Source organism: Flindersiella endophytica (assembly GCF_054779015.1).
The window spans coordinates 16901-31185 of the sequence record NZ_BAAGYY010000020.1 but is presented as its reverse complement, the minus strand read 5'-3'; the positions used below and the strand labels follow the sequence as shown (position 1 = coordinate 31185).

The 14285-nt window shown below is 69.2% G+C and carries 14 protein-coding genes; 10 read left to right on the top strand and 4 right to left on the bottom strand.

Annotated features, from left to right (window positions below):
- Positions 1–80: 80 nt before the first annotated feature.
- From ACYVF6_RS23180 to ACYVF6_RS23140, 9 genes are all read left to right on the top strand, one after another.
- Complete coding sequence (locus tag ACYVF6_RS23180) at positions 81–1121, top strand: 2-hydroxyacid dehydrogenase (protein WP_460524586.1); 1041 nt, start codon at positions 81–83, stop codon at positions 1119–1121.
- The gene (locus tag ACYVF6_RS23175) at positions 1118–1888 is read left to right on the top strand and encodes an HpcH/HpaI aldolase family protein (protein WP_460524585.1); all 771 of its coding nucleotides are present in this window, start codon (positions 1118–1120) and stop codon (positions 1886–1888) included. The genes ACYVF6_RS23180 and ACYVF6_RS23175 overlap by 4 nt, the downstream gene beginning before the upstream one ends.
- Positions 1885–3282, top strand: coding sequence for a four-carbon acid sugar kinase family protein (locus ACYVF6_RS23170; RefSeq protein WP_460524584.1), 1398 nt, complete (start codon positions 1885–1887; stop codon positions 3280–3282). The genes ACYVF6_RS23175 and ACYVF6_RS23170 overlap by 4 nt, the downstream gene beginning before the upstream one ends.
- Positions 3266–4003 (top strand): FadR/GntR family transcriptional regulator, encoded by a 738-nt coding sequence (locus ACYVF6_RS23165; protein WP_460524583.1) that lies wholly within the window; start codon positions 3266–3268, stop codon positions 4001–4003. Before ACYVF6_RS23170 ends, ACYVF6_RS23165 begins: the two co-directional genes overlap by 17 nt.
- Positions 4003–4989 carry an aldo-keto reductase family protein gene (locus tag ACYVF6_RS23160; protein ID WP_460524582.1) on the top strand — a complete coding sequence of 329 codons (987 nt, stop codon included), beginning with the start codon at positions 4003–4005 and terminating at the stop codon, positions 4987–4989. The genes ACYVF6_RS23165 and ACYVF6_RS23160 overlap by 1 nt, the downstream gene beginning before the upstream one ends.
- 10 nt (positions 4990–4999) lie before the next feature.
- Positions 5000–5851 (top strand): diaminopimelate epimerase, encoded by an 852-nt coding sequence (gene dapF / locus ACYVF6_RS23155; RefSeq protein WP_460524581.1) that lies wholly within the window; start codon positions 5000–5002, stop codon positions 5849–5851.
- Between the two features lie 135 nt (positions 5852–5986).
- The gene (locus ACYVF6_RS23150; RefSeq protein WP_460524580.1) at positions 5987–6169 is read left to right on the top strand and encodes a hypothetical protein; all 183 of its coding nucleotides are present in this window, start codon (positions 5987–5989) and stop codon (positions 6167–6169) included.
- Between the two features lie 113 nt (positions 6170–6282).
- Entirely contained in the window at positions 6283–7761 is a 1479-nt protein-coding gene (hflX, locus tag ACYVF6_RS23145; RefSeq protein WP_460524579.1) for an HflX GTPase family protein, read from the top strand.
- A 364-nt stretch (positions 7762–8125) separates the two neighbouring features.
- The gene (locus ACYVF6_RS23140; RefSeq protein WP_460524578.1) at positions 8126–8905 is read left to right on the top strand and encodes an E3 ubiquitin ligase family protein; all 780 of its coding nucleotides are present in this window, start codon (positions 8126–8128) and stop codon (positions 8903–8905) included.
- A gap of 161 nt (positions 8906–9066) precedes the next feature.
- On the opposite strand, the gene ACYVF6_RS23135 is transcribed toward ACYVF6_RS23140, so the two are convergent.
- The 4 genes from ACYVF6_RS23135 to ACYVF6_RS23120 form a co-directional block, all read right to left on the bottom strand.
- Positions 9067–9687, bottom strand: a complete 621-nt coding sequence (locus tag ACYVF6_RS23135) for a rhomboid family intramembrane serine protease (RefSeq protein WP_460524577.1) — start codon at positions 9685–9687, stop codon at positions 9067–9069.
- Positions 9688–9830: 143 nt separating this feature from the next.
- Positions 9831–11699: a S9 family peptidase gene (locus ACYVF6_RS23130; RefSeq protein WP_460524576.1), complete on the bottom strand. Its 1869-nt coding sequence runs from the start codon at positions 11697–11699 to the stop codon at positions 9831–9833.
- Between the two features lie 135 nt (positions 11700–11834).
- Positions 11835–12077: a hypothetical protein gene (locus tag ACYVF6_RS23125; RefSeq protein ID WP_460524575.1), complete on the bottom strand. Its 243-nt coding sequence runs from the start codon at positions 12075–12077 to the stop codon at positions 11835–11837.
- A 408-nt stretch (positions 12078–12485) separates the two neighbouring features.
- Positions 12486–13043 (bottom strand): TetR/AcrR family transcriptional regulator, encoded by a 558-nt coding sequence (locus tag ACYVF6_RS23120; RefSeq protein WP_460524574.1) that lies wholly within the window; start codon positions 13041–13043, stop codon positions 12486–12488.
- Positions 13044–13161: 118 nt separating this feature from the next.
- Between ACYVF6_RS23120 and ACYVF6_RS23115 the strand changes: the two genes are divergently transcribed.
- A complete protein-coding gene (locus ACYVF6_RS23115; RefSeq protein ID WP_460524573.1) occupies positions 13162–14277 on the top strand; it encodes an aldo/keto reductase in 1116 nt (371 codons plus the stop codon).
- Positions 14278–14285: the final 8 nt, after the last annotated feature.

Genomic DNA, 14285 nt, shown 5'->3' with positions numbered 1-14285 from the left:
AGACCGCCGGTCCAGAATTGGTCAACCAGTCGACCGGTCGGCTGGTTGACCAAGTCTGGCCCCCGCCCTACGTTGAGGCGGTGAACCCTCGACATAGCGGCCAGACCGATCCGTTCCGTGTCGGCCTGACCCGTGACTTCCTCACCTCTGAAGGAAAAGTCGGCTGGGGCGACATCGGGCTGGCGGCTCTCGACGCCGATCCGCGAGTCGCCTGGGAGTTCCTCGAAGCCGACGCCACCGAGCTCACCGCCGAGGCGGTCGACGGGTACGACGCGCTGATCGTCCTGCTGCCCAAGGTCACCGCGGCCACGCTCGCCGGCAACCAGCGCTTGCGCGTCGTCGCCCGGTTCGGCGTCGGCTACGACAACGTCGACATCGGTGCCTGCACCGAGCAAGGCGTCCTTGTCACGATCACGCCCGACGGTGTACGCCGGCCGGTCGCGGTCTCGGCGCTGACCATGGTGCTCGCGCTCTTCCACCGCGTCCGGGAGAAGGACGAGCTCGTGCGTACCGGCCGCTGGCACGACAAGCTCGACTACCTCGGCACCGGCGTGACTGGGAAAGCGCTTGGCATGGTCGGCCTCGGCAACATCGGCCGCGAGCTGGCCAAGCTCTGCGAGCCGTTCCAGATGCGCCTGCTGGCCAGCGACCCGTACGCCGATCCCAAGCTGGCGAGGGAGTCCGGCGTCGAGCTGGTCGACCTCGACCGGCTGATGGCCGAGTCCGACGTCGTGGTCGTCACGGCCGCGCTCACCGAGCAGACCCGAGGGCTCGTCGATGCCGACCTGCTCGCCCGGATGCGACCGTCCGCGTTCCTCGTCAACGTCGCGCGCGGCCCGATCGTGGATCAAGCCGCGCTCACGAAAGCGCTTACCGAACGTAGGATCGCCGGCGCCGCACTTGACGTGTTCGGCACCGAACCACCCGCCCCCGACGACCCGCTGCTCGCGCTCGACAACGTCCTGCTGGCACCGCACGCCATCGCCTGGACCGACGAGCTCGCGCTCGGCAACGGCGGCAGCGCGATGCGGGCCGTCCTCGACGTCGCCTCCGGGCGCGTGCCGAAGCACCCCGTGAACCCGCAGGCACTCGAGCACCCACGTTGGAAGGAATCGCGATGAGCCAGAGCGTCAAACAGTTGCTGGGCAACGGCGAGCTCGTCGTCGGCACGTTCGTGTTCGAGTTCGCCAGCAACGGCATCGGCCGGCTCGCCGCGGGTGCGGGCGCCCAGTTCGTCATCTATGACACCGAGCACACCGGCTGGGGCTGGGAGACGGTCGGCCGGCTGGTCTCCACGACCAGACCGACCGGCATCGAGACGTACGTACGGGTTCCGGCGGCGCAGCGTGACGAGATCTCCCGTGCGCTCGACGTCGGCGCGCAGGGCGTGATGATCCCGATGGTCGAGTCGGCCGAGCAGGCGCGCGCGATCGTGTCGTGGGCGAAGTACCCGCCGGACGGCATCCGGGGAGCGGCGTTCGGCGTCGCGCACGACGACTACGTGCGTGCCGACAACAAGGCGTACATGCGAAAGACCAACGCCGACACCGTGATCCTCCCGCAGATCGAGACGGTGGACGGGCTCGCCAACGTCGAGGAGATCGCGGCCGTCGACGGAGTCGACGTGCTGTGGGTCGGACACTACGACCTCACCAACAGCCTCGGGATCCCGGGTCAGTTCGACCACCCCGACTACCTCTCCGCGCTCGACCGGGTGGTGAAGGCGGCGCACGCCAACGGAAAGCCCGCCGGCTTCATGGCCGGCAGCCAGGCGGAGGCGGCGATGCTCGTCGAACGCGGCTTCCGGATCCTCGCCTACGGAGGCGACCTGTGGGTGTACCAGGACGCGCTGCGATCCGGCATCGAGCAAGTCCGGACCCTGCGGTGAGCGGCTTACAGAGTGCCGGGAGTGCCGGCAGCACCGGGAGTACCGGACGGCGGCGCATCGTCGTCGTGCTGGACGACGACCCGACCGGCACCCAGTGCGCGCAAGATGTTCCGGTTCTGCTCGAACCGCGCAGTGACCCGGAGCCGTTGCTTTCGGGTGTGAACTCCTGTTATGTCCTGACCAACAGCCGGGCCCTGCCGGCCGACCAGGCCGTCGAGCTGCTGCACGACATCCGTAGCCGGATCAGCGCCGCCGCCGGCCGGCTCGGTGCCGACGTCGAGTACATCCTGCGCGGCGACTCGACGCTGCGCGGCCACGTGTTCGCCGAGTCGGACGCCTTCGGCGCCTCGGGCAGTGTGCTGCTGTTCGTTCCGGCGTTCCCGGACGCCGGCCGGGTGACGATCGGCGGAGTGCACTACGTCCAGGTCGGAGGCGAGCGCCTGGCCGCCAACCAGACCGAGTTCGCCTCCGATCCGGTGTTCGGCTACTCCGCCGGCACGATGGTCGAGTGGGTACGCGAGCTGGGCCACCGGCCCGCGGTCGCACCCGGCCTCGACGTCGTACGCGGTGCGGGCGGTGAGCTGGCCAAGGTCCTCGAGGACGCAGCTCCAGGCACGGTGGTCGCCCCGGATGTCGAGACCAACGAGGACCTCGAGCGGATCTCCGTGGCGCTGGACGCCGCCCGCGCCACCGGCAAGCAGGTCGTGCTGCGCTGCGCGGCGCCGCTCGCGGCCTTCCGGGCTGGACGCCAGGCCGTCGACATGCTGGCCAGCCCGATCGAGCGAGCGCCGGGTGCCACCCTGGTCGTCTGCGGCTCGCACACCCAGGCCAGCACCCTGCAGCTGAAGGCACTCGCGCGGGCACTGAAGGTGCCGATCCGGATCGTCTCGACCGGCCCGGCGCTCGCCGACCCCGCCCGGGTGGGCGCGTTCTACGCCGAGGTGCTGGCCGCCGACCTCGACCGGAACGGCGTCGCGATCGTCGCCAGCGAACGCGACCGGCAGGCCGAGCACGACTCGTTCGAGCACGGCGCGCGCGTGATGCGCGCGCTGTGTGCGGCGATCTCGCCGTTGCGCGGGCGCTTCACCGCGATGATCGCGAAGGGCGGCATCACCTCGGCCGACGTCGCGCGGCACGGTCTCGGCGTACGGTCGGGACACGTCCGCGGTCCCGTGCTCACCGGGGTCTCCGTGTGGGACCTGGCCATGCCCACCCACGGCCCGGCCAATGGCCCGAACCACGGCCGGAACCACGGGCGGGGCGGTGCCGGCATCACCTACGCCGTCGTGCCCGGCAACGTCGGCGAACCCCGCACGCTGGTGCGGGTGGCCGAGGCGTTCGGGCTGCTCGACAAGAGCACCGGTGGGGTGGAACGCCGTGTCGGAACGCGCTGACCTGCCGTTCGTGCTGACTTCGCGGCCGCGCGAGAGCGCGGTCGCCGACATCGCGCGCCAGTTGCTGTCGCAGCTGCTGTCCGGCCGGGTCGCACCGGGTACGCGCCTGCCGTCCGAACGCCGGCTCGCAGAGAGCCTGCAGGTCGGGCGGTCGACGATCCGGGAGGCCCTGAAAGCGCTGGACGTGCTCGGCATCATCGAGGTCCGGCAGGGCGACGGCACGTACTTGCGGCAGAGCACGTCCGACCTGCTCCCGCAGGCGATCGAGTGGGGCCTGATGCTCGGCCGGCCCCAGGTGCTCGACCTGATCGAGGCCCGCCGGCACATCGAGATGTCGATCGCAGGGCTGGCGGCCGAACGGGCGTCCAGCGAGGACCTCGCGTTGCTCCGCGGTCACCTGGAGGGCATGCGGGTCGCCACCGACGGGGCGGCCTTCGTGGAGGCGGACGTCGCGTTCCATCTGGCGCTGGCCAAGGCCGCGGGCAACACCGTACTGAACGACATCCTGGTGAGCATCCGCTCGCTGCTGCGGGTGTGGATCCGGCGCGCGATCAGCGAAGCCGGCGAGACCGGGAGCACGGTCGAGGAGCACGCGGCCGTGTTCGAGGCGGTGCTGGCCCGATCGCCGCAGCGCGCGACCGACGCGATGCGTACCCACCTGGACCAGGCCGGCAAGCGACTGCTCGACTCACTGCGGACACAAAGGGGAGAGGTTGGCTGATGGAGTACACCCTGCTGGGGCAGAGCGGAGTGAAGGTTTCGCGGATCTGCGTGGGTACGGGTACCTACGGCGTGGCGCCGACCGAGCGTGAGGCCGACCGGGTCATCCATGCGGCGCTCGACCTCGGCATCAACTTCTTCGACACCGCCAACACCTACGGAAACCTGCCGAAGTTCGACCGGCCCGGCGTTCCGCCCGCCGCCGAGCGCGAGCCGGCCGAGCGGATCGTCGGCCGGGCGCTGGCCGGCCGGCGAGACGACGTGGTGCTCGCCACCAAGTCCGGTGAGCCGGCGGGAGCCGGGCCGATCGGGCCGAATGAGCGCGGCCTGTCGCGGAAGCACATCTTCCAGCAGCTGGAGAACAGCCTGCGCCGGCTCGGCACCGACTACATCGACCTCTACTACGCGCACCTTCCGGATCCCGGCACGCCTCTGGAGCAGACACTTTCGGCCTACGACGACCTGGTGCGGCAGGGCAAGGTCCGTTACGTCGCGCTGTCCAACCATGCGGCGTGGCAGCTCACGCACGCGCTGTGGATCGCCGACGACCGGCGGTTCAGCAGCGCTCCGGTGGCCACGCAGTCCCGCTACAACCTGGTCGACCGCCGCGTCGAGCAGGAGATCGTTCCCGCCTGCGTACGGTTCGGGCTGTCGATCGTCGCCTACAGCTCGCTGCACGGCGGCCTGCTGGCCGGCTCGGACGTGGTGGCGCGGGAGTTCTCGGGCTGGAAACGCTGGAGCGAGGCCGGCTTCTCCGAGCCGGAGCTTTCGATCGGGCGGCAGGTGGAGGCGCTGAGCCGGGAGTGGGGGCTGCGGCCGAACGAGGTTTCGCTTGCCTGGTTGCTGTCCCGGCCCGCGGTGGCCACAGCGATCGTCGGCGCCGAGACCGTCTCGGAGATCACGGCGAACGCCGAAGCGGCTGCCGTCGTACTGGAGCAAGAACAGCTTGACGCCCTGAGCGCGCTGACGGTTGCGGGGCACGCCTAAGCTGGTGGCCGTGAGCTCGCGAACAGCCCGGACAGTCCAGTGGGCCAAGGGGCACGGCACGGAGAACGACTTCGTTCTGCTGCTCGACCCCGACGGCCAGGCCTACTCCGACCTCGACGCCGGGATGGTGCGGCTGCTCTGCGACCGGCGGCGCGGTGTCGGCGCCGACGGGGTGCTGCGCGTGGTCCGCGCCGACGCGATCGAGGACGGCAAACCCTACCTCGACCAGGCTCGCTGGTTCATGGACTTCCGCAACGCCGACGGCTCGACCGGCGAGATGTGCGGCAACGGCGTGCGCGTGTTCGCGCGGTTCCTGGCCTCGACAGGGTTCGCTTCGGCGTCGGGTGTGGTGCCGGTGGCCACCCGGGCCGGGCTGCGTCCGGTGCGCTGGGAAGCCGACGACCGGCTGACCGTCGACATGGGCAAGCCCGAGTTCCCGCCGAGCGAGGGGCTGACGATCACCGCCAACGGGCACACCTGGCCGGCCACCGCGGTCGACATGGGCAACCCGCACGCGGTCGCCTACGTCGACGACCTGGACGACCCGGGTGCGCTGGTCGAGCAGCCGTCGTGGAGCCCGGCCGAGGTGTTCCCCAAGGGAGTCAACATCGAGTTCGTCGTGCGCCGGGGCCCGCGGCACTACGCCATGCGGGTGCACGAGCGCGGCGTGGGGGAGACGCGCTCCTGCGGCACGGGCACCTGCGCGGTGGCGGCCGTGAGCGTGGAGCCGTCGGAGGACCGGCCGGTGACGTACACGATCGATGTGCCTGGCGGTAGTCTCGACATCACGTTCCGCGAGGATGGGCATCTGGAGATGACCGGGCCCGCGGTGCTCACCTCCCGCGGCACCATCCAGATCTGAGTCAGATCTGAGCAGATCTGACTCAGGGCAGGTCGCAGGTGTAACGGATGTCTTCCGTACCCGACTAAAGACGTATGAGAGAACACGACCTGCGGGGGAGTCGGAATGTCGGCGGGCGGCGGTAACGTCATGATCATGGCAAGCACACCAGTCCCGCGCCAACGGGATGACGCGGATGGAGAGTCCCCTACCGGGGAGATCCTGTCCGCCGACCTGCTCCGGCAGGTGCGTGCCCGACGTCGCCAGGCCAAAGCCCGGCGCGCCGCGGTGCTGCGTTCGCTCGCACTGCTCCGGTCCACGGGATACCGCGACTCCTGACCGGCGTGTGAACGACAAAGTCGCTGGCCGACCGACCGGCGACCGTGCCACCATGGGTAAAGGCACGGTGCTACGGGAATCCGGTGGGCACCCAGTGACGTTGATGGAGATGTATGAGTAAACCAAACGAGGCTTACGTCGAATCCGAGTTCGAGGACTTCGAGGACGACGACCTGATTGAGTTCTCAGATCTCCACAACCAGCCGACAGGCGCGGACGATCCGGACACGGGTGAGCTGGACCTCGAGGATCGCTACGCGCTACGCCGCGTGGCCGGGTTCTCGACGGAGCTCACCGACATCACCGAGGTCGAATACCGGCAGCTGCAGCTCGAACGAGTCGTGCTCGCCGGCGTCTGGACCGAGGGCAGCGCGGAGGCAGCCGAGAGCTCGCTGCGTGAGCTGAAGTTGCTGTCCGAGACCGCGGGTGCCGAGGTGCTCGAGGGCGTGATCCAGCGCCGTAGCCGGCCCGACGTCGCGACCTACATCGGTCGAGGCAAGGTCGACGAGCTCGGCGACATCGTGCTGTCCACCGGCGCCGACACCGTGATCTGCGACGGTGAGCTCAACCCTGCCCAGCTGCGCAACCTGGAAGAACGCCTGAAGGTCAAGGTGATCGACCGCACCGCGCTGATCCTCGACATCTTCGCCCAGCATGCGAAGAGCAAGGAAGGCAAGGCGCAGGTCGAGCTCGCCCAGCTGTCGTACTTCCTGCCACGGCTGCGTGGTTGGGGTGGCAACCTCTCCCGGCAGGCCGGTGGTCGTGCCGGTGGCGGCAACGGCGGTGTGGGTCTGCGTGGTCCTGGTGAGACCAAGCTCGAGATCGACCGGCGCCGGATCCGTTCCCGGATGTCCAAGCTGCGGCGCGAGATCGCGGCGATGGGCACCGGTCGTGAGACCAAGCGGCTGCGCCGGCGGCGTAACGCCGTCCCGTCGGTCGCGATCGCGGGCTACACCAACGCCGGCAAGTCGTCGCTGCTCAACCGCCTCACCGGAGCCGGTGTGCTGGTCGAGGACGCGCTGTTCGCCACGCTCGATCCGACGACCCGGCGCGCTTCGACGCCCGACGGCCGGCTGTTCACGCTGACCGACACGGTCGGTTTCGTCCGGCACCTGCCGCACGAGCTGGTCGAGGCGTTCCGTTCGACGCTGGAAGAAGTCGCCCAGTCCGACCTGATCGTCCACGTCGTCGACGGCTCCGACGCCGACCCGGAGGGTCAGATCGCGACCGTTCGCGAGGTGCTGGCCGACACAGGTGCGCAGGACGTGCCCGAGATCATCGTGATCAACAAGGCAGACCTGGCCGATCCGGTGACCGTGCAGAGCATCCTGTCGCACGAGAAGGACGCGTTCGTGGTGTCCGCGCGCACCGGTCAGGGCATCGACAAGCTGCTCGCCGCCGTCAGCGACGCGCTGCCGCGGCCGGAGGTCGAGGTGCGTGCGCTGGTTCCCTACGTACGCAGCGATCTGGTGGCCAAGGTCCATGAGCACGGCGAGGTGCTGGAGCTCGAGCACACCGGTGACGGCACGTTGCTGCACGCCCGGGTGAACCCCGCCTTGGCGGCCGACCTCAACAGCTTCGCCACCAGCTGATTCTGTCCTGGGTCCTACCGGGCGCGCTTGTCCCGGCTGCGGTTCTGTGGGTTGGTGCTGGGATTCCCCGGTTCTGTTGTCTCGCCTGGAAGCGCCATGTCGGGTGGACCGGTCAGGACCCGCTCACAGCGATTTCGACGACCGGCGGCTGGTCGGCGGCACTGGCGACGGCAGCTACCTCAGGTCACGGCGGCCGCCGGCCGGCAGGGCGGAGGACCGGTATCGGGCCCACCCGATGTTCCTCGTGTTCGGCGCTGTTGGATGCATCCTCGGCTTCTGGTTCGTTCTTGTGGGCTGCACGACCTGAAGGAGTATGCTCAGCGCGTCTTTTCGGGGTCTGACAACAAACTGGGGTTGATGAGACGTGTTGATAGCTGGCGTGATCCTGCTCGTCGTGGGCGCCGTGATCGGTTTCTTCGCGTGGCGTTCCAAGGAGAAGGAACGCAAGATGATCACCACCGAGACGCTGACCAGCCAGGCGCTCGGCGAGCTCGCGGCCGCCGCGGCGGCCGCTGCCGGCCCCGGTGCGTTCCGGCACACCTGCGAGGTGACGGGCACCGTTCAGCCCGGTCCGGGTGGTGCGCTGAAGTCGGAGCTGTCCAGCACCGAGTGCGTGTGGCACAAGCACGTGGTGAGCCGCAAGTACTGGGAGACCCGTCGCGAGCGCGACAGCGACGGCGACTACCACACGCGCCGCGTCGAGAGCTGGGAGCGCGTGGCCGAGCGCAAGTCCGACCAGCCGTTCACGCTGGTCGACGAGCAGGGCTCGGTCGGCGTCCACGTGGGCGGGAAAGAGCCGGACGGGGTGGAGCAGGTCGTCGACCGGTTCGAGCCGAGCAACGAGCAGCACGGCACACAGCTGTCGTTCGGCGGCTTCAGCCTCAACCTGGGTGGCGGTCGTGAGGGCACGATCGGCTACAAGTACGAGGAATGGGTGCTGCGTCCGGGCCGCCGGCTCTACGTACTCGGTGAGGCCAGCGACGCCTCCGGCGCGATCGTGGTCACCAACCCGTCGATCATCTCGACGAAGGACGAGCAGCAGCTGATCCAGGAGGCGCGCAGCAGCCAGCGCTGGCTGACGATCGGTGGCTCCGTGGCCGCGGTGGCCGGCGTGGTGCTGATCATCGTCGGCGCGGTGACCTGAGCAGCCGCTGATCTGGATCCGACCGCGGCCCTGGCCCTGGCCAAATGACCACGGTTGCTCGGTCATTGCGACCTGCCCGTGGCAGATTCGCCTGGCACATCGCAAATGACCGAGCAACCGTGGTCATTGCGGCGCGACCCGTTGGCGCTCGGCGGGGTCGCTCAGCCTGCGGAACGTGGAGCCTTGGTCCGCTTCTCGTCAGCCAGGAGCCAGGCCGCGATCACGCCGCCGATCGCTCCGAACAGGTGGCCCTGCAGCGAGATCCCGTCCTGCGGAAGTAGCCCTCCGAGCAGCGAGCCGCCCCAGACGAAGACGACCACCAGGCCGACCAGGATCTGCAACGCGCTGCGGTTGAAGATGCCGCGCACGACGAGGTAGAGCGCGTAGCCGAACACCACGCCGCTCGCGCCGATCGTGACCGAGCCCGGTGCCGAGAACAGCCAGACGCCGATGCCGCTGATCAGCCCGACCACGACGGTCACCGACAGCAGGCGGCCCGCTCCACCGACCGCGATCATCGCGCCCATCGCGAGCAGGGGAATCGAGTTGGAGATCAGGTGCCCGAAGCCGAAGTGCAGGAACGGCGCCGCGGCGATCCCGGCCAGGCCTTCGACCGAACGCGGATGGATGCCGAAGTTGTCGAGCGCACCACCCGTTCCGGTGTCGACGATCTCGAGCACCCACATCAGACCGATCATCAAAGCCAGCAGCTTCAGGCCGGACATCCATCGGCGGCCGCCGTCGGTGGCGCCGGGCATGTTGCTCGAACCCGAGTACGTCATGCCTCTACCATGCCTGACGCAGCCAAGAAACCGGTGGACTTCTCAGCCATCTCTTAGCACCCGCTTTCGGTGGACTTTCGGTGGCGGTTTCGGTGTCTTTTCCGGGGCCGGGGTCGCCCCGGAAAGACCAGCCGGGTCGTCTCTCAGTCGCCCGAACGTCCGCCGAGGTGAGTGGCGAGGAACGCCTCGGTCGCGGAGTAGTAGGTTTCGCGGTTCTCCGGCCGGGCCAGCCCGTGTCCCTCGTCCTCGAACAGGAGGTATTCGTGGGGCAGGCCCTTCTCCTTCAGGGCGTTCACGATCTGCTCGGCCTCGTCCTGCTTGACCCGCGGGTCGTTGGCGCCCTGCGCGACGAGCACCGGGATCCGGATGTCTCCGACCTTCGACAGCGGCGACCACTCCCAGAGCATGTCGTTGTCGGTCTCCGGGTTGCCCACCTTGGCGTACATCAAGGCGATTTGCGGCTTCCAGTACTCCGGAATCGTCTCGAGCAACGTGAGCAGGTTGGACGGTCCGCACAGGTCGACCGCGCAGCGGAACACGTCGGGCGTGAACGCGGCGCCTGCCAGCGCGGCGTATCCGCCGTACGACCCGCCCATGATGCCGATCCGGTCGCGGTCGATCACGCCCTGCGCGACGAAGTGCTCGAGCGCGTCGAGCAGGTCGGTGTGCATCGTGCGGCCCCACTGCTTGTCGCCGAGGTTGCCGAACGCCTTGCCGTAGCCGGTGGAGCCGCGGAAGTTGACCTGGATCGCGACGTAGCCGCGGTTGGCCAGCCACTGCACCTCGGGGTTGTAGCCCCAGACGTCGCGCGCCCACGGGCCGCCGTGGACGTCGAGCACGGCCGGCAGGTTCGTACGCGCGACATCGCGCGGGTACGTGACGTAACCGTGCACCTCGACGCCATCGCGGGCGGTGAACTCGAACGACTCCATCACCGCGAGCTCGTAGTCGTCGAGTTCGGGCTTGTGGGAGAACAGGAACGTCAGGTCGCCGCGCTCGAGGTCGTGGATGTAGTGACGGGCGGCGCCGTCGGAACGAAGCACCGAGACCAGCCAGACCCGGCCGGACCGCTCGGACCTGGAGATGGCGAGCTCGCCGTCGATCCGCTGGACGGCGAGCAGCCCGCGGACGCGCTCGACCGCCCGGGCGTAGTCCTCGTCGAGGAAGACCCACTCCTTGCGGTCCTTCCTGAACACGACGGCCTGGGGGGTACGGGTGGCCGGGTCGACCTCGACCGCGTCGACGTCGTAGGTGTCGTCGCCGGCCAGCAACGTGTGTTCGCCGGTGGCCAGGTCGACGGCGTACAACCGGGAGGCGTTGGCGTCGATCGAGCTTTGCAGGTAGAGCGTCTTGCCGTCGCGGGAGAACTCCTCCAGGCCCGTGGTCAGCGTGTCGGAGGGCGGCACCTCGAGCCAGGGCTTCAGCTCCGCCGGGTCGTCGCTCGCGGGGTCGTTGAGGTAGTAGACCAGCCCGCCTTCGGGCGTGAGCGACACAGCACCGCGTACGTTGAGGTCGGTGTCGGCGATCCAGCCGGCGTAACCGGGGTTCTCGCGCACCTTGGTGAGCTCGCCGCTCGCTATGTCGAGGGTGTAGAGGTCGTGCAGCTCGGGCCTGTCCTTGTTGAGGCCGAGCAACATGCGGTCGGGCGTCCAGCGGTTGTGGCCGAGCACGTGAACCTGCACGTCGGCGAACGGTGTGACGCTGCGCTCCTCGCCGGACTCGAGGTCGAGGAGGTGCAGCTGCCAGTTCTCGTTGCCGCCCTCGTCCTGCAGGTAGAACAGGTGCTTGTCGTCGTGGCAGAACCCGAACACCCGGATCCCGCGCCCACGATCGTGTGTCAGCGCCTTTGCCTCACCCGGCGCCTCGAGCGGCCCCACCCAGACGTTGAGCACACCCTCCTCGGGGGCGATATAGCCCAGCCGGGTGCCGTCGGGCGAGATCGCCGGACTGGCATACGTCGGATTCCCGAACAGTACGGACCGAGGAATGAGCGGCACTGCGTCGTAGGTCATGGAGAGATCGAATCACATCAAGCCAAGCCGTGCGCACCCCAACAACCAAGTGTCGCTTTGAGCACACGTCGCCACTGCGGGCCGGGGCGTGCTCGGGTCTTCGGGTGGCCGTGGTGGTGCGGTGTCGTGCCTGGATCACAGCGCCGGCTGGTCGGCTGTGTGGTGGTGTGATGGTGTCGTGGTCGTGGTCGTGGTCGTGGTCGGGGTGGTGGGTGTGTCGGCTTTCGCGCCGGCTGGGTGGCTGAGTGGGGTGTGGGTGGCGTTGCTGTGGGCGATCGTGTGGTCTTGGCCGGCGTGTGGGGTGGGGGTGCCGGGCGGTTGGAGCGAGGTGGGGTCTTCCGGATCACCGCGGTTGCGCCGGACCGGCGGTGTTGGCATCTGCTCGCCGGCCGCCTCGTGGTCGGGCGTGGCTGATGCCGCTGGTAGGTGCCGGTCAGCCGGTCGGTGGCGTGGGCCGGGTCGCCGATGCGGACTGTGAGTCTGGGTTACATGGCAGGCGACAGTCCTCGCCCCCACCGATCCGCAGGTAGCGGCGGCCCGGCGTTGGGTGGCCGATCTCTGCTGCTCGGCCGCCGACACCGCGTACACCGCCGACACCGGGCGACTCCACCTGCTTCGACCCTGGGGCGTGCTCCGGAGGACTCCGGGTGGCCGCGGCGATGCGGAATCGCCCCTGGATCACCGCGGTGCGCCGGGCCGGCAGCGTTGGCACCTGCCGGCCGGAGGTGCCGTGGCGAGGCGGAATCCTCTGGATCACGGCGATGCCGCCATCGCACGCCCGGTACGTCAGACGGCGCGGAGGCCGTCACACACCACGGCGAGTAGGCGGCGCAGCGGTTCCTTGCCCTGCCGCCGGTCGGTGCTGGTGAGTACGCCCGTCAGCAGCGCGAAGACGTCGGCGATGCTGACGTCCGCGCGGACCTGGCCGGCGTTCTGGGCGCGCTCGAGCAGCCGGCCCACCACGTCGTACATCTCCGTGACGGTCGTGGACTTCGCGGCCTCGAATTCCACGCCGGTGCCGGCGAGCGCCTCCTTGAACGCGCCGTTGTCCGCGCCTTCCTCGGCGGCGTCGGCGAGGAACGCGAAGAACGCCTCGCCCGGATCGTCGGCGGCCAACAGGGTGTGCACACGGTCGAGCATGGCCCGCATGTCCTCGAGGACGATCGCCTCGAAGAGGGCTTCCTTGGTGGGGAACTGCCGGTAGATCGTGCCGACGCCCACGCCGGCCCGGCGGGCGATCTCCGGCATGGGTACGGCCAGGCCGTCGGCGGCGAACGCGGCTTTGGCCACGGCGAGTACGCGGTCGCGGTTGCGCTGGGCATCCGCGCGCAGCGGCCGGGGCATCCCGCACCTCCCAACTCTCCAACGAGACGTTTGACAACCGGAATGCAGATTCCGTATAGTCTAAAACGGAATGGCCATTCCGAATCTACATCCGATTCTAGATCGTAGGAGAGTCCACATGGCCACCACCGAGGCCCCACTCGCGCACTACCACCTGCTCGGACGTACCGGACTGCGGGTCTCCCCACTCGCGCTGGGTGCGATGACGTTCGGCATCGACGGTTCCGAGTCCGTCGGCATCTGGGGAAGCTGGGGCTCCGACGAGGAGACCTCGCGCGCGGTCCTCCACCGCTACCTCGACGCCGGCGGCAACTTCGTCGACACCGCGGTCAACTACGGCGGCGGCAGGAGCGAGGAGCTGCTCGGCAAGTTCATCCAGGAAGCCGGCGTACGCGATCGGGTCGTGCTCGCGACCAAGTACACGATGACCGTGGACCCCGGCAACCCCAACGGCGCCGGCAACGGCCGCAAGAACATGATGGCGTCACTCGACGCGTCGCTGCGCCGGCTGCGCACCGACTACGTGGACCTCTACTGGATGCACGCCTGGGACCGGATGACGCCGGTCGAGGAGGTGATGTCGACGTTCGACGCGCTCGTCCGGGCCGGGAAAGTGCGTGCGGTGGGCTTCAGTAACGTGCCGGCGTGGTACGTCGCGAAGGCGCAGCTCACGGCGCGGTCGTACGGCTGGGAGCCGGCGGCGGCGCTCCAGTTGCAGTACTCCCTGGTCGCGCGCGAGATCGAGCACGAGCTCGTGCCGGCCGCGCTCGACCTGGGCCTGGGCGTCGTGCCGTACTCGCCGCTGGCGAGCGGATTCCTCAGCGGCAAGTACGCACGCGTCGCCGAGGGCGTTTCCGGGGACGGGCGGCTGGAGCAGCTCAAGGCGCTGGCTCCGGAGCTGGCCGAGCATCCCGAGCAGGACTGGCAGGTACTCGAGGTGCTGTCGAAGGTCGCGTCGGAGGTCGGGAGGACACCGGCACAGGTCGCGGTGAACTGGGTCGCGCAGCGCCCGGGCGTGGTGTCGACGTTGATCGGCGCCCGTACGGTCGAGCAGCTGGAGGACAACCTGGCCGCGCTGACGTTCGACCTGACGGCAGAGCAGCGAGCTCGCCTGGACGAGGTGAGCGCGCGGAAGGCGTTCGGACTGGACCGGGCGTTCGCCACCCAGGTGGGCCGCCAGATGCTCACCGGAGGTGTGGAGATCAGCCGGGAGCCGGCCTGGTTCCGGGGGTAGTGTGCTGG

Bases quoted from the DNA above. Each gene is read 5' to 3' on its own strand.
- ACYVF6_RS23175 (WP_460524585.1), top strand. From the start codon at position 1,118: ATGAGCCAGAGCGTCAAACAGTTGCTGGGCAACGGCGAGCTCGTCGTC.
- ACYVF6_RS23160 (WP_460524582.1), top strand. From the start codon at position 4,003: ATGGAGTACACCCTGCTGGGGCAGAGCGGAGTGAAGGTTTCGCGGATC.
- ACYVF6_RS23150 (WP_460524580.1), top strand. From the start codon at position 5,987: ATGGCAAGCACACCAGTCCCGCGCCAACGGGATGACGCGGATGGAGAG.
- hflX (WP_460524579.1), top strand. From the start codon at position 6,283: ATGAGTAAACCAAACGAGGCTTACGTCGAATCCGAGTTCGAGGACTTC.
- ACYVF6_RS23135 (WP_460524577.1), bottom strand. From the start codon at position 9,687: ATGACGTACTCGGGTTCGAGCAACATGCCCGGCGCCACCGACGGCGGC.
- ACYVF6_RS23130 (WP_460524576.1), bottom strand. From the start codon at position 11,699: ATGACCTACGACGCAGTGCCGCTCATTCCTCGGTCCGTACTGTTCGGG.
- ACYVF6_RS23125 (WP_460524575.1), bottom strand. From the start codon at position 12,077: ATGCCAACACCGCCGGTCCGGCGCAACCGCGGTGATCCGGAAGACCCC.
- ACYVF6_RS23120 (WP_460524574.1), bottom strand. From the start codon at position 13,043: ATGCCCCGGCCGCTGCGCGCGGATGCCCAGCGCAACCGCGACCGCGTA.
- ACYVF6_RS23115 (WP_460524573.1), top strand. From the start codon at position 13,162: ATGGCCACCACCGAGGCCCCACTCGCGCACTACCACCTGCTCGGACGT.